At 46.3% G+C, this 20,855-nt stretch carries 20 protein-coding genes; 8 read left to right on the forward strand and 12 right to left on the reverse strand.

Annotated elements, in window-relative coordinates; genetic code table 11:
* Both WB308_RS03540 and WB308_RS03545 read right to left on the reverse strand, forming a co-directional pair.
* Nucleotides 1–804: YHS domain-containing protein (locus WB308_RS03540; RefSeq protein ID WP_424189054.1), on the reverse strand; the 804-nt coding region annotated here is incomplete at its 3' end.
* 17 nt (nucleotides 805–821) lie between these two features.
* Nucleotides 822–1,040: an SHOCT domain-containing protein gene (locus WB308_RS03545; RefSeq protein ID WP_424189056.1), complete on the reverse strand. Its 219-nt coding sequence runs from the start codon at nucleotides 1,038–1,040 to the stop codon at nucleotides 822–824.
* A gap of 133 nt (nucleotides 1,041–1,173) precedes the next feature.
* Here WB308_RS03545 and WB308_RS03550 point away from each other — a divergent pair, with 133 nt between their 5' ends.
* Entirely contained in the window at nucleotides 1,174–1,860 is a 687-nt protein-coding gene (locus WB308_RS03550) for a TIGR01621 family pseudouridine synthase (RefSeq protein ID WP_424189058.1), read from the forward strand.
* Between the two features lie 83 nt (nucleotides 1,861–1,943).
* Here WB308_RS03550 and WB308_RS03555 read toward each other — a convergent pair whose 3' ends face one another.
* The 8 genes from WB308_RS03555 to WB308_RS03590 all read right to left on the reverse strand — a co-directional run bounded on the left by WB308_RS03555 (nucleotide 1,944) and on the right by WB308_RS03590 (nucleotide 11,243).
* Nucleotides 1,944–2,933 (reverse strand): PA2778 family cysteine peptidase, encoded by a 990-nt coding sequence (locus WB308_RS03555; protein WP_424189060.1) that lies wholly within the window; start codon nucleotides 2,931–2,933, stop codon nucleotides 1,944–1,946.
* Nucleotides 2,908–3,291: a PA2779 family protein gene (locus WB308_RS03560; RefSeq protein WP_424189062.1), complete on the reverse strand. Its 384-nt coding sequence runs from the start codon at nucleotides 3,289–3,291 to the stop codon at nucleotides 2,908–2,910. Before WB308_RS03560 ends, WB308_RS03555 begins: the two co-directional genes overlap by 26 nt.
* A 96-nt stretch (nucleotides 3,292–3,387) precedes the next feature.
* Entirely contained in the window at nucleotides 3,388–3,678 is a 291-nt protein-coding gene (locus WB308_RS03565; RefSeq protein ID WP_424189064.1) for a hypothetical protein, read from the reverse strand.
* Between the two features lie 22 nt (nucleotides 3,679–3,700).
* A complete protein-coding gene (locus WB308_RS03570) occupies nucleotides 3,701–3,850 on the reverse strand; it encodes a lmo0937 family membrane protein (RefSeq protein ID WP_424189066.1) in 150 nt (49 codons plus the stop codon).
* Between the two features lie 19 nt (nucleotides 3,851–3,869).
* Nucleotides 3,870–4,634 (reverse strand): BON domain-containing protein, encoded by a 765-nt coding sequence (locus tag WB308_RS03575; protein WP_424189068.1) that lies wholly within the window; start codon nucleotides 4,632–4,634, stop codon nucleotides 3,870–3,872.
* Nucleotides 4,635–5,049: 415 nt separating this feature from the next.
* Nucleotides 5,050–6,939, reverse strand: coding sequence for a putative bifunctional diguanylate cyclase/phosphodiesterase (locus WB308_RS03580; protein ID WP_424189070.1), 1,890 nt, complete (start codon nucleotides 6,937–6,939; stop codon nucleotides 5,050–5,052).
* The gene (locus WB308_RS03585) at nucleotides 6,926–8,257 is read right to left on the reverse strand and encodes a sensor histidine kinase (protein WP_424189072.1); all 1,332 of its coding nucleotides are present in this window, start codon (nucleotides 8,255–8,257) and stop codon (nucleotides 6,926–6,928) included. Before WB308_RS03585 ends, WB308_RS03580 begins: the two co-directional genes overlap by 14 nt.
* Nucleotides 8,217–11,243: a chemotaxis protein CheB gene (locus tag WB308_RS03590; RefSeq protein WP_424189074.1), complete on the reverse strand. Its 3,027-nt coding sequence runs from the start codon at nucleotides 11,241–11,243 to the stop codon at nucleotides 8,217–8,219. Before WB308_RS03590 ends, WB308_RS03585 begins: the two co-directional genes overlap by 41 nt.
* Before the next feature lie 199 nt (nucleotides 11,244–11,442).
* On the opposite strand from WB308_RS03590, the gene WB308_RS03595 reads away from it, so the two are divergent.
* The gene (locus WB308_RS03595; protein WP_424189076.1) at nucleotides 11,443–12,369 is read left to right on the forward strand and encodes a class I SAM-dependent methyltransferase; all 927 of its coding nucleotides are present in this window, start codon (nucleotides 11,443–11,445) and stop codon (nucleotides 12,367–12,369) included.
* A 20-nt stretch (nucleotides 12,370–12,389) separates the two neighbouring features.
* Here the strand turns inward: WB308_RS03595 and WB308_RS03600 are convergent, their stop codons facing one another.
* Nucleotides 12,390–12,713, reverse strand: a complete 324-nt coding sequence (locus WB308_RS03600) for a hypothetical protein (RefSeq protein WP_424189078.1) — start codon at nucleotides 12,711–12,713, stop codon at nucleotides 12,390–12,392.
* A gap of 130 nt (nucleotides 12,714–12,843) precedes the next feature.
* Here WB308_RS03600 and WB308_RS03605 point away from each other — a divergent pair, with 130 nt between their 5' ends.
* Genes WB308_RS03605 through WB308_RS03625 form a run of 5 tightly spaced genes read left to right on the forward strand, consistent with a single transcriptional unit; the run spans nucleotide 12,844 to nucleotide 19,374 of the window.
* Nucleotides 12,844–14,973 (forward strand): WD40 repeat domain-containing protein, encoded by a 2,130-nt coding sequence (locus WB308_RS03605; RefSeq protein WP_424189080.1) that lies wholly within the window; start codon nucleotides 12,844–12,846, stop codon nucleotides 14,971–14,973.
* A 57-nt stretch (nucleotides 14,974–15,030) separates the two neighbouring features.
* A complete protein-coding gene (locus WB308_RS03610; RefSeq protein WP_424189082.1) occupies nucleotides 15,031–16,245 on the forward strand; it encodes a TolC family protein in 1,215 nt (404 codons plus the stop codon).
* Nucleotides 16,242–17,456: an efflux RND transporter periplasmic adaptor subunit gene (locus WB308_RS03615; RefSeq protein WP_424189084.1), complete on the forward strand. Its 1,215-nt coding sequence runs from the start codon at nucleotides 16,242–16,244 to the stop codon at nucleotides 17,454–17,456. The genes WB308_RS03610 and WB308_RS03615 overlap by 4 nt, the downstream gene beginning before the upstream one ends.
* On the forward strand, nucleotides 17,453–18,166 hold the full coding sequence (locus WB308_RS03620) for an ABC transporter ATP-binding protein (RefSeq protein ID WP_424189086.1): 714 nt from the start codon (nucleotides 17,453–17,455) through the stop codon (nucleotides 18,164–18,166). Before WB308_RS03615 ends, WB308_RS03620 begins: the two co-directional genes overlap by 4 nt.
* On the forward strand, nucleotides 18,163–19,374 hold the full coding sequence (locus WB308_RS03625) for an ABC transporter permease (RefSeq protein ID WP_424189088.1): 1,212 nt from the start codon (nucleotides 18,163–18,165) through the stop codon (nucleotides 19,372–19,374). The genes WB308_RS03620 and WB308_RS03625 overlap by 4 nt, the downstream gene beginning before the upstream one ends.
* Before the next feature lie 47 nt (nucleotides 19,375–19,421).
* Here the strand turns inward: WB308_RS03625 and WB308_RS03630 are convergent, their stop codons facing one another.
* Nucleotides 19,422–20,060, reverse strand: a complete 639-nt coding sequence (locus WB308_RS03630) for an HAD family hydrolase (protein ID WP_424189090.1) — start codon at nucleotides 20,058–20,060, stop codon at nucleotides 19,422–19,424.
* A 98-nt stretch (nucleotides 20,061–20,158) separates the two neighbouring features.
* Here WB308_RS03630 and WB308_RS03635 point away from each other — a divergent pair, with 98 nt between their 5' ends.
* Entirely contained in the window at nucleotides 20,159–20,812 is a 654-nt protein-coding gene (locus tag WB308_RS03635; protein WP_424189092.1) for a lytic transglycosylase domain-containing protein, read from the forward strand.
* Nucleotides 20,813–20,855 lie beyond the last annotated feature (43 nt).

The raw sequence follows: 20,855 nt of genomic DNA on the forward strand, positions 1-20,855 counted from the left end.
ATCGATCTCTTCTTCGCTCCCCCCGTCCCGGACGATCCGGGCCGTCGTCGGTGCCAGAGCGAGCAACAATCGGATCGCCTCGTTGGTGCGGCTGCGGGCGCGCGCTTCGAGCACCTGTCCGAGCAGCACCAGCGCCGTAATCACCGCCGCGGCTTCGAAATAGACCGGGATCACCCCGTGCATCTGCATGTGGGGAGGGAAGATACCGGGGAAGATCACCGCTACGGCGCTGTAAATCCATGCCGTGCCGATCCCCATCGAAATGAGGGTGAACATGTTGAAATTGCGGGTGCGGAGCGACTGCACACCGCGGGTAAAGAAGCTCCACCCGCCCCACCACACGACGGGTGCCGAGAGGATCAGTTCACACCACTGACGGAGTTTCGGATCGATGATTCTCTCGAACGCCTCCGGCCACATTTCCGATCCCATCGCGCTGATGAACACTGCGCTCGCCAATAAAGCGCTCACCCACAAGCGACGCGTCAGATCGTCCGTCTCGTCATTCCCCTCCGCAAGGCTCACCTCTTTGGGTTCGAGTGCCATGCCGCATTTGGAGCACGATCCGGGACCTTCCTGCTCGATTTCGGGATGCATGGGACAGGTATAGATCGTATGGTCGAGGGTGCAACTGTTATCGGGGCATTCGGCAGGGTGTGGAGAACTGTGCAGATAGTTTTCGGGGTGGTCGGTAAATTTCATACGGCACGATTCGGAACAAAAATAGTAATGTTCTCCATCCGCTTCCGCTTGGTAGGGGGTGGAATCAGAGACGTCCATCCCGCAGACAATGTCTTTTGGCATCTTTTCTCCCTTACGGATTAATCGTCCTCTCCCTCGTGCTTGTAACCGAGTTCCCTCAGCCGCTCGCGGTACTCTTGGGTGTCGATTTCCCCTTTGGCATACCGACGGTCCAGAATCTCTCTGGCCGACGGTGAAGGCTTATTCCCTTTGAAAAGATAGACAAATACCAGAAACAACCCGATGGGAATCAGCCAGAAAAACCCCATAGCCCATCCGTGCATTCCATAATCAACCATGATCGCCCCCTTTTGAGTATTTAACATTGTATTAGGAAACCTAATATCATTGTAGCACTTTTGCGCGACGCAATACGAACTGTATGTTAATGTCGGTACAATTAGACATACTATTTTCGGAGCGAACACCCGTTTGGAAACGCATCATCCTGCCATCCGTATCGTCCATGAAAACGACCGTTTCGTCGTTGCCGTCAAATCTGAGGGGGTCAATTTCCACTCCGAAGAGGAAGCAGGGTTCGTCGTCCGGTCAAGCGAACAACTGGGAATTTCCCTCTTCCCCGTCCATCGCCTCGATAAAATGACCTCCGGGCTCGTGATCCTGGCCAAGGACGCCGAAACTGCCGCCCGGTTCGGAGAGATGTTCGAAACGCGTGCAATCGAGAAATACTACCTCGCCATCAGCATACGCAAACCGAAAAAAAAGCAGGGATGGATCAAGGGGGACATGTCCAAAGCGCGCCGGGGGGACTACAAGCTCCTATCCACCATGGAGAACCCCGCCATCACCCAGTTTGTAAGCTGTGCCCTGCGCACCCATGAGCGGTTTTTCCTGATCAAACCCCATACGGGAAAAACCCACCAAATCCGAGTTGCGTTAAAAAGCCTCGGCTCCCCCATCGCGGGAGATGAGCGCTATGCGGCATCCGATGAAGCGCGCAAAGAGGAACGGGGGTATCTGCATGCCTATGCATTGCGATTTCGTCTGAATGATGAAGAATTTTGTTTTGTTTCACCGCCCGATGAGGGGGAGCGATTTATCAGCGAAGCATGTAAAATACACATACACCAATGGTCAGAACCTTGGACACAGTTTTAGTACTGTCTCATTTGCCTACTATCACTCAGTTTAACAAAAATACGGCTTATTTGATCTTGAAATGCTCTTAATGCAATACCCTCTTATTTTTTTGGCAATGGAATACAGCCCGAGAGAATCTCTTCACGGGTGGCTTTGATAATCGATTGTATTTTAATATCATCACTCACAACCTTATCGAGCAATATTAATGCTTCGTCTGATCTGTGAGAACGACATAAAACCATTGCCAAATTATTCAACGCAAGAGGATGTGATGGATTTAGAGCTAAAAGCTTACGATAGTTTTCCTCTGCCTCAATCCAACGTGACGCGTTATAAGAGGCATTGGCCAACGCAAAAAGAAGATCCGGATTATCCGGCCAGCGTCTCAGTCCGCTTTGATAGGCCACAATAACTTCCTCTGCATTCCCTGATTTCTCAAACTCATATACCGCGCGCAAAAATGTTTTTGGTGAAACCGATGCTGGAAGCTCTTCCGGCGGAAGAAGGACAACTCCCCAGTTTCCACTTCGTTTCCACAGTGCCGAAAAGGTTCCAATCGAGAGTGCTTCGTTCGGCTGATCCGAAAAATGGGCTACTATGCTTCGTTTTTCCTCATCGTATCCGATCACCGGTGCATAATGCCAAAGCGGATGCCATGAAAAACCGCGATTTACCAACACAATAACGGGATGATGAGCGTAGAGTTCTGAAAACAGTGCTTCATATGTCGCATCTAACGGATACGCAATCAAACCATTAGATCGCGCAGCGATAACCATCTCTATTTGCAATGTCCCCCCTTTTGCCGGAATAAGGGTACGAGCATCCAGTTCTTGTGTGGAGAGTTTTGGAGAAAAATTCGTTTGCGATTGCCAATACGAAGCCACCATCTCAATAGATGTTGAACCGCACAGCTCTGAACGGGGAGGGATAAAAGGGACATTGATACTCGATGATGCGTAATGCTGCTCCGGAGGAAACGGATCTTTAGGGACGCATCCCGTTGCCATAATGATGGCAACGGTTGTATACAATACTATACGGCAGTAGTGCATCATGAGATTAACGTGCTGCGCGGGTGAAGCCAAATACTTTTGTAAATCCGAGAACATCGGTGATCAATAAAACAATGAAAATAAGAATAGCAGCACCGATAATCGCGCCAAGAGCATCACCACCAGCCGGCAATGTATCGATTTGAGAAGAGATTTTTGATACCTCTTCATCGCTCATCAAAGCAATTCTTTGTTCAACCATTTTAGGATCAACTCCCATATTTTCAAATGTTTTAGCAACATCCTCACGTGCAACAAATTGACTCACTTTTTCGTGTGTTGAAACCGATACAGGTTGTTCGAACACTGCTTCTGTTGAAGCCATTTGAGCCCATGAAACTTGAGCGAACAATGTGATACTCACTACGAATGATAAAATCATTTTTGACATGTACATAACTTTTCCTTTACTGTTAAGTAGAGACTACTTATTAAGATCGAGCTTCAGATCAGGGCATTTTTATGAAAAATACCCTTTGGTCTTCCTCTAACTTTTGATTTTTGAAGCGGCGTCATTGAACGCTGTTTTTACGGAATCCCATACTGATTCCACATTGGTTTTCATCGATTCGTACATTTCATCGGTCGCTTTGATCAAATCGGAAAGCTTTGTTTTTCCCTCATCGATTTTCTTTTCAAGCGCATCAATATGTTTGTTCATTTCGATCTGTGCATCGGCACTTGCCAGAGAAGCTTTCGCTTTGAGTTTAACAATCTCTGATTTCCAGATCGCAATCTCTGCCTCTTTTTTTTGTTGATACAGTGCTTTATCGCTCATACTATTTTCCTTATTTTGCTCATCAGAGCACGCGTCGTCCCTGAATCACTCGGATCAGAACAACAATAATGGCTACCACGAGCAACAGATGGATAAATCCACCCAATGTGTAACTGGTGACCAAGCCTAATGCCCATAAAACCAATAGAATTACCACTATTGTCCACAACATATTTGAGCCCTTTTGTGTATTATTCAATGGTCATGTTATTGACAACATGAGTAACACCGCCAACATCTTCGGCAAGCTTGGTAACCAAATCGCGTTCAGCATCATTTTTAGCTTGACCGCTCACTGTGACTACCCCATTGTTCGTAGTAACGCTGGTTCGGATAACCCCCGTAGATTTGTGCATCATCAATGTCATTTTTACCTGAGCAGTGATCGAAGCATCATCAATTTTTTCACCGATAGTATCATCAGCTTTTGCTATTGTCATTTCGTTCTTTACCCCTTTTACCCCTTCGACGTCTCTGGCGTATTCAGCGGTAAGTTCTTTTTGGGCTTGGCTATTGGCTTTACCTTTGAGGGTAACCACTCCATTTTTTACCGATACTTCTGTTTTACGGGCATTGACATTGCTGTGAAATACAAGTGCGCTTTGTACTTTCATCTTAAGCCACGTATCAGACTTATCGTTTTTGATGACGATATTATTCTCGACACTTTTGACCCCAGGCAACGCTTCAACCGTATCCTGTGCCATCGGTTTATGCGATTCGTCCAGCACATCACCGGATAAAGTAACGGCTCCGTCTTTGGAGTTAATCACAATATGTTCATCTTTGAGGTACGTTTTATAGACATAACTTTTTTTAAACGACGATTCGATGCGATCATCCGTTTCCGATGCAAACAAAGGAACAGCCGTAGCTAATAAAACAGCTGCTGCCATCGCAATATTCATCCTCTTTGGATGACTCTTTTTTTGAAAGTTGATTTTATTAAAATTCATACTACCTCCTTTACGTTGTCTAATTCCTATCCAGAGAGCTACTCATTCCAATATACCGTTCTAGCCAGTATCTTTATGACACCATTTGGATTGGATTTACTACAATCATCGAACACCATCCCTCCCTTTGTGTTCTATGCATACCTAATCATTAATAATACTATAACATATTAAATGCTCAATGCAATCATAAACTTAAATATTTAACAACAATTTATGATTATGTATTGCAAAGGTATTGGATTGTCCTAGGCAAAATAAGCTGCAAAAAAAGGGGATAGGAAGGGATAGGTAAACGTGAGGTAAAAATCAATCAGGCAAATTTAGGCTGCTACAAAAGCAGTTTCTATGAGATACACTGATCGATTAATAATATTATAGCACCAATATAGTTAATACGAACAGTGTAGGGATTTTAATCTCTCCATACAGGATCGGATTTCCATACGTGTGACCAATGTAACACCTGATTTGCAGGGATAGGAGGGGAAATTGCATACCCCTGTGCTAAATCACATCCCATTTCCATAAGAATTTTACCGTGTTCGATGGTTTCTACCCCCTCAGCGATAACTTGACGATGAAATGCGGATGCCAAACCGATCACCCCTTTTAAAATACTAAGGTCGTCGGGATTATCAAGCATTCCGCGGATAAAACTTTGATCTATTTTAAGAACGGAGACAGGCAGATGTTTGAGATACGTCAGAGAGGAATACCCCGTTCCGAAATCATCGAGGGCAAAGTGTATCCCAAGAACCGAACACGCTTTAATAATATCAGAGATTCGAATAAGGTCTTCAAGTTTGCTGGTTTCCAGTACCTCGAACTCTAACTTCGAAGGTGAAATATCCATATGGCGAGAGAGAATCTCTCGAAGTCTTTCCAAAAAATTATTTTGCTGGAGTTGTTTGGCACTGATATTCACACTGACCGGAAAATCAAGTCCAATCACATGCCACTCTTCCATCTGGGTGAGTACCGTATCGATTACCCATTCACCTATTTCTACGATAAGGGGATGATCTTCAATTTTTGGAAGAAAATCCAAAGGATTTATAATCCCTTTTTCTGGATGCAGCCAGCGAATAAGCGCTTCTACTCCGATAATTTCTCCGGTGCGCATATTGACTTTTGGTTGGTAATAGAGGATAAATTCATGTGTATCCATCCCTTTTTGAATACGTGCAATTATTTCATAAAGTTCTCGAATAATACCGTTTTGAGCCGTGTCAAATACAAAGTAGCGATTCTTTCCCGCTAGCTTGGCTTGATACATAGCATAATCGGCTTGACGTAACAGCTGATCGGCATCTACCGCCTCGGATTGCGGGTAAAAGGTAATACCAAGACTGGCAGAGACGTTTAATACCAGTTCATCGATATAAACTTCTTTCGATGCAGCCTTCAGTAAACGGTCCAGCGTAGGGATACACTCTTTAATCGATGCAAGATCCGGTAAAACGACGACAAACTCATCGCCACCGATTCGAGCAAGCGTATCCCCCTCACGCATCGTCTCTTGGATATGTTCAGAGATACGAATAAGAAACTGATCTCCGACATCATGGCCGTGAGCATCATTAATTCGCTTGAATCCATCCAGATCAAGATAAATGATAGCGAGCGGTTGAGTGTGGCGAAGGGCTTGTTTCATCGCTTGGTGGAGGCGATCGGCGAATAGCGTACGGTTTGGAAGCTTCGTTAGAACATCATAATAGGCAATATGTTCGAGTTTCCTCTGATACTCTTTGATGCGCGTAATATCGCTTAATACCAATCGAAAGGAGGAGGTAGTTGATGTCGCAGAAAGGTGCATCCAAAGCAGCCTTCCATCAAGATGGTGCATGCGTAGCTCACAGCTCTGCTGAACTTGTGAATTCACCGTTTTTTTACGGAATAGATAAAAAACATCTTGATCTTCTTTTAGGATAAATTTGGAAATACTCTGCTGAAGCAATGTATTTCGAGTCACCCCCAGCAATGAAGCTGCCGTCGTATTGGCTTGGACAATGACCCCTTTAGGATTTAGGGTGCAATACCCAACCGGTGCAAAGTCATAAAGATCCCTATAATCTTCTTGAAGTGCTGTCATGACGATTTGAGCACGGGTCAACTCATCATTTTGCATCTCCAGTTCGATTTGATGTACACGCAACTCATGGAGAATTTTTTGGGTCTCTTCAAGGGATAAAGGTTCTAGTGGGGGTTCTGCTTTTTTAATAAGAATCTTTTCGGCATGTTGGCGAAGTTTCTGTTGGGAGTTTTTCGGGAGTTTTTTAGCCCTATTATTAAGATTTGACATGGTCTTTATCCAAAGTAATGACAAAACATGCGCCGTTGGAGGTATTATTATTCCAGTGGAGCGTTCCGAAAAAATATTTTTCGATAATGGTACGGGAGATATAGAGACCAAGACCTGTACCCGAAACGCCTTTGGTCGTAAAATAAGGTTGTGCCAGTTGATCTAAAATCGATTCAGAAATCCCTCCTGCGTTATCACAAACACTGATTTTGATCTCTTTGAGGGTTTCATCGACACTGATCATCACGGTAGCTTGGGGGGTGTTATTGATCTCAAAAGCATCTTTTGCATTACTGAGGATATTGAGTAATACATGGATGAGCGAATTTTTGTGGATCATTAATTCTGTTTCACTGCTGCTTTGGCGAATTATGTCAATCGTATTGTTTTTTAAACTGGTACCGATCATCGCGAGGGTACTTTCCAAAACCTTTTCAATCGTTGTTTGCTCTTTTATTTGATCGGGTCTAAAAAAGTTTCGAAAATCATCGATGGTTTTGGACATAAACTGCAAATTTTTATCGATCATAGCGTGGGAGTAATCAAAACTCTCTTCATCCAGTCTCCCGAGTTTCATTCTGACGTAGTTGTCCTGATTTAAAAGGGCTAAGTTATTGAGCGGTTGCCGCCACTGATGAGCAATCATCGACATCATCTCCCCTATCGCTGATTGTCGTGATTGAGAATATACGATCTCCTCTTTAAGCCGTAATTGCTCTTCCAATCTTTTGTACTCACTAATATCGCTGATGATGAGATAAATCTCAAGGACAGAACCGGTAATTTTATGTCTGCTTGCCGATAAATGTGCCCAAAATTGTGTCCCGTCATCTTTGAGCATTCGCAACTCACAGGAAGGATACTCACCCGTCTCAATGATTTTTTTGCGGTAAAAATAATAGATATCCTGATCTTCTTTAAGGATAAAACGAGCAATGGATTGATTCACTAACGCATGATGAGACAATCCTAGTAACGCGGCGGAGGTGAGATTCGCTTGAATAATTATCCCTTGCTCATTGAGAGTGCAATATCCTACCGGTGCCAGATCATACAGTTCAAAATAATGCTTTCGCTCATAGTCCAGAGCTTCTTCTGTTTTACGTAACTCTTCATTTTGCATCTCCAGCTCGATTTGGTAGACATGCAGTTCATGGAGGATATGGCGAATTTCATCATAAGAAAGTGCATCCAGACTTTCCCTCGACTCTTTTTCCGTTTCTCGAACGATCTTTTCGGCCAGATCGCGTAAAGTAGGTTTTACATGTGAGTCGTTTTTACGTCGTCTGTACATTACCTTCCCCCATTTTTGAATCATTGACCGATTTTTTGGTCCTCTCGGTCGTGGCAATCGCATACACTTTTCCGAATTCATTTACCAGCGCCGTGGCGGTCAACCAAATCTCTATCACCTCTCCGCTTTTTGTGATCCGTTGGGTATGATACGGCTCCAAAATTTCAGAGAGACTAAGCTGATGCACTTTGTGTAATGCTTCTTCACGGAGTTCTTGCGGTATCCGATCCCCTGTGTTCATCGCCAATGCCTCCGCCTCGCTCCAGCCATACATACGGACAGCACCCGGATTCCATGCGAGGATACGGCCGTTGAGATCCTGAACCGTGATCGCATCGTTGGCATCGCGTACCACGACAGCCAGTCGAAGGGCTTCATTGGCTCTTACCAGTTCTTCACGTGTTTGTGCAATTTCTGTAATATCCATAAACGTCAATACCGCCCCTTCTATGACGTTATCGAGGGTTCGGTAGGGAAAAATACGCATAGCGTACCAGCGCCCTGAGGTCGTTTGTACATCCACCTCTTTGGGTACGAGGGTATTTAATACCGACTGAACATCGCTGACCATATGGGTATAGCCCACGAGATTGGATACCAGATGAGCCACCGGTCTCCCCTCATCCCCGGGAATAAGATTGATAATCTTCCGTGCTTCGGAAGTAAAACGGAGAATTCGTAACTGATGATCGACAAAGACGGTCCCCACCCCTGTACCGGCGAGGAGATTGTTCATATCATTGTTGGCTTGCGATAAGTCTGCTACTTTGGTCTGGAGTTCAGCATTCACGGTAGAGAGCTCTTCATTCGTCGATTGTAACTCCTCTTTGGACGTTTCCAGCTCTTCGTTGGCAGATTGCAGCTCTTCGTTCACCGATTGCATCTGTTCATTGGATGATTTTAGCTTTTCGTTTGCGCTCTCCATTTTCTCTTTGGCAATGTTGATGTACTCCTCTTTGGACAACAGCTCTTGTTTAAGGGCCGCTATGTAGAGATGTGCGTTTGCATCGGGGGTGTCTGATTCCGCAAAGGCGCGCAAAACACCCTGCTTTGCTTGTTCGGAATCCAACAAAGAGGCTTCTTCCAAGATTACAAGATACAAATAGGCATCTTCTAACGTATTCAAACCGGTTGCGACAGGACGAATGGTGAGATTAACAATAATGAAATGGGCGTTCATTTTAATCTTCAGCCCCAATGAGCGGACGATTTCTTTGGTTGCGATAGCGTTATGCAATGCTATGGTCAAATCACGTCGCAACCCTTCCCGCGCCATTAACAGAATATTGTTGGTACTCGATTCACCGGAGGGCAGTTCCAAATACGCTCCGCTACGACCGTGGAGATAGAGGATATCTCCCATTTCATTGATAAGGGCTGCGAAGGGGGCTAGTTGCTGTAAAAGAGCCTGCTCGGTCAACTCCCGCAACGGTAGTTTTTTGGGTGATAGTGACTTCATAGCCCTTTCGGGAAACGTACTGTGTATTTCCTTTACAGGGAGTAAATACGTATTGGAATTCTTATATTTGTTGCCAGTGATATGGTCATTTCGCATGTAGAGTTTTGACTTTAAATCCAATGTGGAAAAAAGATCGCTCGACTCACCGATACTCTCGGATGAACCTAAAAATAAGATTCCATTAGGATTTAATGCATAATGGAACATGGGTATAATCTTCTTTTGAAGCTCTGCACTCATATAAATCATGAGATTGCGGCAACTGATCAAATCGAGTTTGGAAAAGGGAGGGTCCTTAATCAGATCATGTTCTGAAAATATCAATAAATCTCGAATACTTTTATGAATTCGGTAGGTGCTGCCATCGGGCTCTAGGGTAAAAAACTGCTTTAGCCTTTGCTTAGATACAGAGGTGGCAATACTCAATGGGTAGACCCCTGCGCGTGCAATCGCTATCGCATGAGCATCAATATCGGTCGCAAATACCTGCACCGTATAGTGTTGTTTACTCTCTTCTAGATACTCATACAGCAAAATAGCGATAGAGTATGCCTCTTCACCGCTCGAACATCCGCTCGACCAAACCCGTATCGTCGATCCTGCCGGTTTATCCTCAAAGAGCTTGGGGATAATCCTCTCCTTTAGAATCGCAAATGTCTCTGGATCTCGAAAAAACTTGGTCACACCGATCAAAAGATCACGAAAAAGTTCCTCTATCTCAACCGGTTTTTGTTGCAGAAACTGAACATATTTATGAATGGTTTCAATCTTATGAACCACCATACGACGTTCAACGCGTCGATAAATAGTACTCGGTTTGTATTGGGAGAAATCGTGACCCGTATGGGTACGCAGCAGAATAAATATTTTTTTTAATGCACTTTCTCTCTCTTTCTCTTGTTCAGGCAGCACAGAAGAATTTGGATTTCCGAGGAGATGCGTGACATAGTTCATGAGCTGTGATGGCATCTCTGATAATGGGAGTTCATAATCAACCAATCCCGTAGCAACGGCACTACGCGGCATACCGTCATATTCAGCGGAAGTCGGCTCTTGAACCATGACCATACCTCCTTCGCTCTTTATGGCACGCAGACCTTGCGTTCCGTCACTGCCGGTACCGGTGAGGATAATTCCAATGGAGTGTTCCCGTTGATCCTGAGCTAATGAGGAGAAAAAGAAATCAATCGCCATACGATGACCGTGTGATTTTGTCGGTTCTAGCAGCTGAAGCGTACCGTTTAAAAGTGCCATATCAAAACCGGGAGGGATAATATAAACGCAGTTAGGGCGGACGACAACGCCATCTTTAACCTCAAATACCTCCATTTTGGTATATTTTTGGATGAGATCAGCAAGTAGACTGGTATGCTCAGGGGCAAGATGCTGTACCAATACAAAAGCAATATCAGGGTTGCCTTCGCTCGGCATACTCGAAAAAAAAGCTTCAAAAGCGGCCAATCCCCCCGCGGATGCACCGATACCGACAATCGGAAAGTTGATATGAGGTACCTGTGTTGCCGGAGTCTTGGTCGTTTTTTTTCTTGTCATTAGGATCTCCTGCAAATACCGATAAACATTGGCATTCATTATATTGCTTTATTGGTTAATTATTATCATAAACAGTTTCAACCATGCTCGACAGGGGGAGATAAGCTGCTTACCCCCAGATAAAGGAGGATAAAGCTCTTGTATACTACAATGAAACACAAGAGATTCTAAACGAAATAGGATTGGCCTCTAGCGAATGATGAAAACCTTCACCTCTGAACCCCTCACCGATATCCTAGCATGGGTACATAACACCCTCAAAGAATCCGATACCGTAACGTTTGCAGTCCTCAACCCTGATATCGCACGCGGGGCTTATGCCGGAGAGGTTATATCCATCGAAGAAAACAGCTATCTCTACCGCAGCTACAAAGCATGGAGCGATCTTGGCGAACTGCTCTTTTGCCGCCTCCTTACCCCAAAACCGGCCTCCGAGTATACCATCCTCATCACCTATGAAAAACTCAACCTGAGCGACTCGTTTCACGCGAGCATAGCCAAAGAGGAGAAATACGGAACGGCTTCCCGATTTGCTTCCATCCACAAAAACGAAGAACCGGCATTTTTGAGCGCCTATCTACGCGCCTTGCGAAGCGTCAAGGTCGGGGAGAGAAAACGGATTCTCAATCTGGGGATCAATACGGGGGATGAGTTCGATCTGATCCGCCGTATTTTACCGACGGAAACGTATGCTAATCTCGAACTCGTCGGGATAGACCACTCCGAAAGTGCGATCAGCGTCGCCCGTGAACGGTTTGATGAGGGGAATGCCGCCTTTTACGTTCACGACATCAACGATCTCACCTCTTTGAATCTGGATCGTTTTGACCTCATCATCACGATCGGGACATTGCAAAGCAGCAGCTTGGAGTTCAAATCGCTTTTCGCATCCTTGGTCCAAAACTATCTCACTCACGAGGGGGCGATGATTGTAGGATTTCCAAACTGCCGCTGGATGGGGGGTGAGATGATCTACGGAGCGAAGGCTCCGAATTATCCCTATTCGGAGATGTCAATCCTGGTAAAAGATATCTACTACTGCAAAAAATATTTACAGCAAAAAAAGTTTCGAGTGACTCTGACCGGAAAAGATTATCTCTTTTTGACCGGGACAAAAATAGGTTAAGACGTTTGCATTACCTACCCTTATTTCATTTTTGTTTCGCCCCACACATCGTTAACCGGATGTTTGCTATGAATCTCCTCCATCACCTTTTCTGTTTTCAAATGATACACTTCTTTATCAGGAGTCACACAAAAAATTTCGAATTCAAGAAGATGGGGGTTTTGTTTCACGACAACCTCTTTCACATCCAGGCTGTTCGCAAATTTCCGTATTGCGACAACCGCATGCATATCTTTGGTCGTAATTTTGACGATCAAATCACCCTTATATCCCGAATAAGTATTGATGTTGTCAATATCAAAATCAAGCGCATACTGAATGATTTTCTTTCTGTCTGTCTGCATCGGTTTTTTTCCTTGCATCAAATCTGTTCAGCCTATTGTAACCAATCATTACAAAAAACGATATTATCTGAGTTATGTTGTGCTATACTGCAGTTACAGCCAAAAACTCTAAACAGAGAACCCAAAAAATATGCCTATTAAAACCGGTTTGACACGCTTTGAATCACCCATCGTTCTGATACAGCCTCTTCAATATCCCCTGCTCGGCGTTGTAACCGCTTTTCATGAAATTTATCTTTACAATACCGAAACGGGGACAAACCAAAAAATCATACGGCTGAATATTCCTGAAAATACTCACCTTTTATGCGCTTTTGATCCGAACCGTATGCACTTTCTTTTCGGAACCACTCAGAGTGAAACCTTAACCCTGATTGATCTTGAAGACAAAAAAGTACTCACCCGTTTTGAACTCGATCAGCAAACCCCTACGACACTCATGTTTGCACCCAATGGTCTCCATTTTGTCTGCGGGACCAACCAAGGGAGGGTATTGCTCTGGCGCTACGATTCGCCTGTTCTCCTCTCCAGGTTGCACTCCTATCCTGAATATACCTCGTTGTATATCAGACCAAAAACTAATTTTGTCTCCGCCTTGACTTTTGAAGGGAATCGTCTGGCCACATCCGGGTATGGAGGCAGTGTCGTTTTAACCGAGTACCGATCCCAGACCCATACCAAGCGGTATCATCCGAGTTACGTTGAAAATACTGCTTTGCTCTTTTATAAAGAGAGTCTCATCATCGGAAACAAAGGGGGAACCCTTTTAAAAATCGATTTGCAAGGGAAACACCCCAATCAGCGTCTCTCTACTTCCATGAATACCATTGCTCGGCTGCTCAAAATCGGGGAAGAACCTTATGTCCTGGCCGTCGGAGACAAACCGTATGTTCCCTTGATCAATGCCAATACGATGCAGATTATTTATGAGCGCTATATTGAAGTCGATCAGCCGATCGCAGCACTGTGCAAAGATGACAATAATAACCTCTACGTCGGAACCGTAGCCGGAGAACTTTTTAAATTCGATCTTCTCCCGTTTCATGAACTCGAAAGGCTTGTCGAATCGAAATCGTATGCACAAGCGTATCTTTTGTGTGAACAAGAGCCTCTGCTCAAAGAGAGCCAAACCTATCACCTTCTGGAATCCCTGTTTCAACGCACTCTACAACACGCCAAAGTTTTACTCGAAAAAGGGGAGCTTGAACAGGCAAAAATGCAACTGCAGCCCTTCCAGCCGACCAAGGCAAAAGAGATCGGTGCATTATTAGCGGCATTCTCGCATATGAAACAGCTGATGTATCTTTCCGATCATCAGAAATTTTCCCCGTTCTATGGCCTTGTTGAACAATTTCCCCTTTTAAACTCCACTGCGCTCTACGCAAAAGTGGAAGAGCAATGGAGCGAACGGTTCAAAAAAGCGCAACAATTGATGTTCATGGAAAAGAAAAGAGAGGCTCAGGCCGAACTGGCCCCTTTTGCAACGGTCAATGCCAAGCGTCCCTTCGTACTTCTGCTGATTCAGAATACCGATGTTTTCAAAAGGTATTCCAAAGCCGTACATGAACACAACTACACGCAGATCAACCAACTCACCCTACGCTATCCCTTCTTACGTAAACTTCCTTCCTACAATGAGCTCATCCAAGAAGCCGGCGAGCTGATAGCCGCCATTACCGAAGCATTGAAAAAACAAAACTTTGAATATGCCCAGTTACTCCTGGGTGAGTTCAGTCTGATCCCTCAATACGAAAGAGAGTTCGCCCATCTTAAAATGTTTGTTTCGCTTGCGGTGAATCTCCACCATGCGATAACCCACAGCCACTGGCGTTCCGCCTACAGCTTGATCGATGGGAATTCGGAACTGATGATTTTGCCGTGGGCACAGGAGCTTAACGTAGTATGGCAGGAAAAATTAGAACGATGTGAGCAGTATGCCGCAGCAGGGGATGCGTCTGCAATCAAAAAAGAATTTATAAATCTCATCAACCTGCCCGGGCGGCATGAGCGGATCGGGGACCTATTACGTTCCGCCTATCATGTTCAGCTCAAAAAACTGCTCGACTCCAACCCTGACGTTTTTTCAGTCGGCGTAGCCAACTACTGCGATCTGTTCGGAATGGATACGGAAATACGCCACCTGCTGCGGATAGCCAAGCACAAACGTATCACCCCGCAGCTTGAGCAATCTCTTCTGTACCCGAAACAACGAGACCAGTGGATATACCACATCACGGAACTGCGCAGTAAAATAGCTTAACAATACCGTTTCAGGCTTTGATGATCATTATGAAAAAAAGGGAGTACAATATACCTTATGAAAGCACTGACACCCCTATATCTGATAGCGATACTTTTATCCCAAAGTTGCATAAAAGCGGAAGAAACGGAGCTTTTATCTGCTGAGAAACAATCCGTTTTGCACGAACAGCAAAACAAGTACAAAGCCGAACATCAAAAACTCCGATACAATTGGATATCGCCGCTGAATCTGAAAGGGTCGTACAGCTACGATAAAAGTGCGTCCGGCGATTATCACAGTGATCTCAAAACACTCTCCGGATCGATTTCGCAAGACATCTTCCGCTCCGGAGGGATCGTGTATCAGATCGAATACGCCGATGCGAAAGTACAAACCGAAACGATCGCGCTGCATCAGCAAATCGCCACCCTCAACAATCAGCTCTTTACCGCGTTGCTCAACTACCGGAAAAAGCGTTACGAACTCGAACAAAGCACCAAAAAAATCGATAATTACGATATTGAAATTTTCATCAAACGCCATCTCTTTGATGCCGGAAAAGCCGATATTACAGAGCTCAACAACGCGTTGATGAACAAAAGCGTAGAGCTTAAAACCTCAACAACGCTCCGATATGAGATTTCCCGGCAGCGGCTGGAGATAGCGAAGCTCAGTGACATCGATCCGGACACCTTCGTTCTGCCGGTTTTTACTCTGGTGAAAGAAGAGGAGTTCTTGAAAAATCATCTCGATCTGCGCTATGCCCGCTCTCAAAACCAGACCTACGAATCCCTCTACAATGTGACACAAAGCAGTTATCTTCCCTCTATCGCCATCAACGGTTCAGCAGGGTACCAAGAGTATGATCCCAAAGAACTCCCCAATGGCTACAGCGGCAATTTTTACAGCGCAGGGGTATCCATAACCCTCCCTTTGACCTACAACGCTTCCGCAGCGATTCAGGAATCCAAAGCCGCCTATCTCAAACAAGCTGCCGAGAGCGCCGATATCGAGCGGACGACCAAAGCATCGTATGCGCAATCACTCGAACTCATCGAAAGCTATCGCCATTACATCGCTATCACACGCAAAAATCTTTCCCTTTATGAGGATTTGATTACGGCGACCAAAGCCGGATACGATGCCGGAACGAAAACAGGGTATGACTTCCAGACCATAACCAATTCGAAAGCGATCGAAGAGTACACGATTAAGATCAATGAAATCAACATACAGCTGGAACTTTCCAAACTCCATTTTGCCATCAACGCCAGCAAGGAGACGCTATGAACCCCTCACCCGATACGATTCAAAACACGTTGGGACTTACCCAAAATTCCGCCCCTTCCCGCAAAAAATATCTGTGGGGAGGGATCATTGCACTCCTGCTGATGGGAGTGGGATGGTATGCCTATGCAATGAGTTCACAGGAGGAGGTGGCGTATCAAAGTGCGGCAGTGGAGCGTAAAACCCTCACCACGACCGTTTCCGCCACCGGAAATCTGGAACCGACCAATACCGTCGACGTAGGGATCGAAGTCTCCGGAACGATTGCCGAGGTTCTCGTCGACTTCAACGATGAGGTCAAAACAGGTCAGCTGATGGCGCGGCTCGACACGACCCGCCTCGCTTCTGCCGTCGAGAGTTCCAAAGCGGCCCTTTCCCGATACCAAGCCAATGTCGCCGAGGCGAAGGCAGCCCTCCGCTACGCTCAAAACGAATGGGAACGGGTTCGCCAAATGTATACGGCAACCAAAGGCAACTACCCATCCAAACAGGAGATGGATAATATCCGTACGGCGATGGCTAAAGCCCAGGCCCAATACGATGCCGCCCTCGCACAGGCTAAACAAGCATCCGATGAACTCGCATCGTATCAGTACAATCTGGATAAAGCGATCGTCGTCTCCCCGATCAACGGCATCGTCCTCGAACGCAAAGTTGAGCCGGGGCAAACTGTCGTCGCCTCGATGCAAACACCGGTCCTTTTTACGATGGCCGAAGACCTCACGCAGATGAAAGCGATTGTCAGTGTCGATGAAGCCGATATCGGAGAGGTGAGGGAGAGACAGAAGGCCCGGTTTAGCGTTGATGCCTATCCGGGCAAAACATTTATGGGGAGCATTACGCAGCTGCGGCTCAATTCGCAAATTGTCAATGGGGTGGTTACCTATGACGCCGTCGTGACGGTACAGAATCCTGATCAGCTGTTACGACCGGGGATGACGGTAAGCGCCTACATCATCACCGGCGTACTCAAAAACGTCCTGAGCGTTCCGAACGCTGCGTTCCGTTTCACTCCTCCCTCCGAGCAAAAGAACGATGAGAAAAAAGCGAAAAATAACGCCGATGCTTCTACACGCCAGGTATGGGTACTGCGAGACAACAAACCCCTCAGAGTAGCGGTTAAAACCGGTAAAAGCGACGGGATATCGACCGTCATCACAAGCTCAAATCTCAGCGTCAACGATTCGGTTTTAATCGGGATCCAAGAACCATGATAAATACTCTTCCCGAATTCGTCATTGAGCTGCGCCAGACGGTTAAATCCTATGGAGAGGGCGAGGCCGAAACCTTTGCATTGTGCGGTGTCGATCTGCAGATCGCCCAAGGGGAATTCGTTGCCATTATGGGACCCAGCGGATCGGGAAAATCAACGGCTATGAACATCATCGGGTGTCTCGACACCCCCAGCAGCGGGCAGTACCTGTTCCAAGGGGTTGATATCGGAACCCTCTCGCGTGATCAGCGCGCCCTGCTCCGACGCCATTACATCGGATTCATCTTTCAGGGGTTCAATCTGCTGGGAAAAACCTCCGCAATCGAAAATGTTGAACTCCCTTTGCTCTATCGTGGATTTCCGGCGCACGAGCGCCATGCCAAGGCGATGGAGGCGTTGCGCAGCGTCGGACTCGAACACGTCGCCCACCATACCCCCGGCGAGCTCTCAGGCGGTCAGCAGCAGCGGGTCGCTATCGCACGGGCCATCGTCACCGACCCTCTTGTCCTCCTCGCCGATGAGCCAACCGGGAATCTCGACACTGCCAAAAGCATCGAGGTGATGGAACTGCTCCAATCTTTTAATCGGGAAAAGGGGATCACGATCATCATGGTCACCCACGAACATGATATGGCCGCTTACGCCAAACGGACGATCCATTTCCGGGACGGTAAGATTGATACGCTCCCTGAAACAAAGGCCCTCCCATGATCTGGAACGCTTTTTTACTTGCCCTGCGCGAGATTCGCCGCAGTACCATGCGCTCGATTCTCACAACACTGGGGATTGTCATCGGGGTTGCATCGGTTATCGCGATGGTCATGCTGGGCGATGCGACAACCGCCTACGTTACCAACACCATCTCCAAATTGGGAACCAATATGCTGGTGATTCAGCCAGGACAGGATCGCCACGGGCCTCGAAACCCAGATGTCAATACAAAACCTTTTACCCATAGCGATATTGAAAGTATCAAACGTGAAGTTCCGGAGATACACGCGATCGCCCCTATCAGTACACAGGGGATGAAAACGGTATTCGGCAACCAAAACTACTCGACAACCGTAACGGGAAGCGACAACGACTTTTTCACCGTCAAAGACTGGGAAATAGAGTCGGGGAGAATATTCAGTGGCGCGGAGCTGCAAGGGGGGAAAGCGGTTTGTGTCATCGGAGCGACCATACGCAAAGAGCTTTTTAGCGATCAGGATCCTATCGACTCCTCGATCCGTTTAGAAAACTTTTCGTGTCATGTTATCGGTGTGCTGGAGACAAAAGGGGCATCCATGTTCGGAATGGATCAAGACGATCTCATCGTCGTCCCGTTGGGAATGTTTGAACGCCGTATCAGCGGTAATCGCGATATTTCGGTCATCATGGTCTCGGCTACCACCTCTTCGATGATCGAAAATGTCAAATCCTCCCTTACCGCGCTGCTGCAAGAACGGCGTCGTATCCATGCAGGGGACGAAAATGATTTTAATGTTCGCGACATGCGCGAAATCGTCCAAACCCTCTCCACCACGACCCAGACCCTCACGATACTACTGGGTGCCGTTGCGGCAATCAGCCTTTTGGTCGGGGGAATCGGGATTATGAATATCATGCTCGTCTCCGTCACGGAACGGACGCGGGAGATCGGAATACGGCTTGCCATCGGAGCCCTGGAGCGGGAAGTTCTTCTGCAGTTTTTAGTCGAAGCGATCGTCCTCTCTTCTCTCGGAGGAGTTATCGGCGTTATATTGGGGATCAGCGTCGGAGTGGGGATCAGCCTCTTTTTCGATCTGCCGCTGGTCTTTAACACCTCCATGATTCTGATTGCTTTTTGCTTTTCTACCCTCGTAGGGGTAGTATTCGGCTATTTTCCCGCCCGCAAAGCGGCCCGGCTCAATCCGATCGATGCATTACGCTATGAATAACCCTCTACGCCAAAAAAGGGAGTCTCAGCGCTCTTGATTGCTGAGCTTTAAAGTAGATCGAGAAGTCCGTCCAGCTTTTTGATTCGGGAGAGCGCACCCGTAAAATCATGGGTTGCAGTAAACGCATTTTCGACAATAATGCAATCAATACCGGCATTGAAAGCCGAACGTAGCCCCCGTTCGCTGTCTTCGACCACGATCGCTTGATCCCGGGTCGCTTTAAAACGCAAAAGTCCTGCCAGATAGGGGTCTGGATACGGTTTTGCACGCGGATAGTCTTCGACACACAAGATAAACTCCATATACTGTGTAAAATGCCCCTCTTTATGAATCATTTCGAAATCAACCCGCCGTGAGGTGGTGACAATCCCCATCTGAAAACGTTTGGAAAGTGCTTCGATGACCTTGAGCGCACCGGGGATCACAATATCCTGACTGGAAATCAACTCTTGATAGTATTCGTTTCGTTTGTCACGCCATAACCGAATCTCATGTTCATTAAACCCTTTCGATTCCGCTATCGAAAAAATACTGCTACCTGCAATCATAATCTCGTGATAAGATTTTTCATCCACCTGAATCCCCATTTCGGCAAAGGTTTTCAGGTTTGCTTCGTAATAAAGAGGTTCTGTATGAACCAATACGCCGTCATTGTCAAATAGAATGAACTGTTTTTTATTTTTCATCAAAGATTGCTTTTTTTCGTCTATTGTAACATACTCCGATAGAATTGACCTGTTAAACCTATTACGCTAGGATTGAGCTTTAACAATAAAGGACAGTAATGCAAAAATACCTCTTTTTACTCCTTTTTGTTTTTACGACTCTGAATCTTTACGGGCGCAGCGACGTAGAAGCCATCAATCTCTCCCTCCTCTCCTTGGGGAGTGAAGAGTCTCTACTGGATACCTCCGCATTGGATACGACTCTGGAGCGGCATCGCAGCACCCTCCCTCCCCTCTACAAACGGTATCAAGCAACGACAAAGGAATTCTCACGAATCGAGGCAAAGTTTGCCGATGCCGGCATTCCCCCTTTCTTTGCCCTCATCCCCTATTCCGAATCAAAGTTCAACCCCTCTGCACGAGGTTACGGGACAGCAGGATTATGGCAATTCGGTAAACAAAGTGCCCGTAATTTCGGATTATCGGTCAAAAAAGGGAATGATGGACGGCTCGATGTTGACCGCTCAACCGATGCGGTAATACGGTATATCCTACACCTCAAAAAAGAGTTTGGAAGCTGGTATCTGGCGGATTTCGCGTATGCGATGGGGGAGGGGAAACTCAAACGGCTGATCGAGCAAAATAGAAGTACCAAAATATCCGTGCTCCTCAAAGATCCCCATTTTCCCTCAGGAACCAAGGCACACTTCGCAAAAACACTTCTGTTGGATGCAAAAGTTCATTATACCAACACCACCCATCCGGATGAGTAAGAACTCGACCCACCGCCCACTCTTCCCGCCCGCAAGCGGGGTT

The sequence above is a fragment of the Sulfuricurvum sp. genome (genome assembly GCF_049587615.1).
GTDB lineage: Bacteria > Campylobacterota > Campylobacteria > Campylobacterales > Sulfurimonadaceae > Sulfuricurvum.

What these genes read in the sequence shown, in the direction of transcription:
- WB308_RS03635 (WP_424189092.1), top strand. Translation starts at nt 20,159, where the DNA reads ATGCAAAAATACCTCTTTTTACTCCTTTTTGTTTTTACGACTCTGAAT.
- WB308_RS03545 (WP_424189056.1), bottom strand. Translation starts at nt 1,040, where the DNA reads ATGGTTGATTATGGAATGCACGGATGGGCTATGGGGTTTTTCTGGCTG.
- WB308_RS03610 (WP_424189082.1), top strand. Translation starts at nt 15,031, where the DNA reads ATGAAAGCACTGACACCCCTATATCTGATAGCGATACTTTTATCCCAA.
- WB308_RS03580 (WP_424189070.1), bottom strand. Translation starts at nt 6,939, where the DNA reads ATGTCAAATCTTAATAATAGGGCTAAAAAACTCCCGAAAAACTCCCAA.
- WB308_RS03605 (WP_424189080.1), top strand. Translation starts at nt 12,844, where the DNA reads ATGCCTATTAAAACCGGTTTGACACGCTTTGAATCACCCATCGTTCTG.
- WB308_RS03585 (WP_424189072.1), bottom strand. Translation starts at nt 8,257, where the DNA reads ATGATTCAAAAATGGGGGAAGGTAATGTACAGACGACGTAAAAACGAC.
- WB308_RS03630 (WP_424189090.1), bottom strand. Translation starts at nt 20,060, where the DNA reads ATGAAAAATAAAAAACAGTTCATTCTATTTGACAATGACGGCGTATTG.
- WB308_RS03565 (WP_424189064.1), bottom strand. Translation starts at nt 3,678, where the DNA reads ATGAGCGATAAAGCACTGTATCAACAAAAAAAAGAGGCAGAGATTGCG.
- WB308_RS03620 (WP_424189086.1), top strand. Translation starts at nt 17,453, where the DNA reads ATGATAAATACTCTTCCCGAATTCGTCATTGAGCTGCGCCAGACGGTT.
- WB308_RS03590 (WP_424189074.1), bottom strand. Translation starts at nt 11,243, where the DNA reads ATGACAAGAAAAAAAACGACCAAGACTCCGGCAACACAGGTACCTCAT.
- WB308_RS03575 (WP_424189068.1), bottom strand. Translation starts at nt 4,634, where the DNA reads ATGAATTTTAATAAAATCAACTTTCAAAAAAAGAGTCATCCAAAGAGG.
- WB308_RS03600 (WP_424189078.1), bottom strand. Translation starts at nt 12,713, where the DNA reads ATGCAGACAGACAGAAAGAAAATCATTCAGTATGCGCTTGATTTTGAT.
- WB308_RS03615 (WP_424189084.1), top strand. Translation starts at nt 16,242, where the DNA reads ATGAACCCCTCACCCGATACGATTCAAAACACGTTGGGACTTACCCAA.
- WB308_RS03570 (WP_424189066.1), bottom strand. Translation starts at nt 3,850, where the DNA reads ATGTTGTGGACAATAGTGGTAATTCTATTGGTTTTATGGGCATTAGGC.
- WB308_RS03560 (WP_424189062.1), bottom strand. Translation starts at nt 3,291, where the DNA reads ATGTCAAAAATGATTTTATCATTCGTAGTGAGTATCACATTGTTCGCT.
- WB308_RS03595 (WP_424189076.1), top strand. Translation starts at nt 11,443, where the DNA reads ATGAAAACCTTCACCTCTGAACCCCTCACCGATATCCTAGCATGGGTA.
- WB308_RS03625 (WP_424189088.1), top strand. Translation starts at nt 18,163, where the DNA reads ATGATCTGGAACGCTTTTTTACTTGCCCTGCGCGAGATTCGCCGCAGT.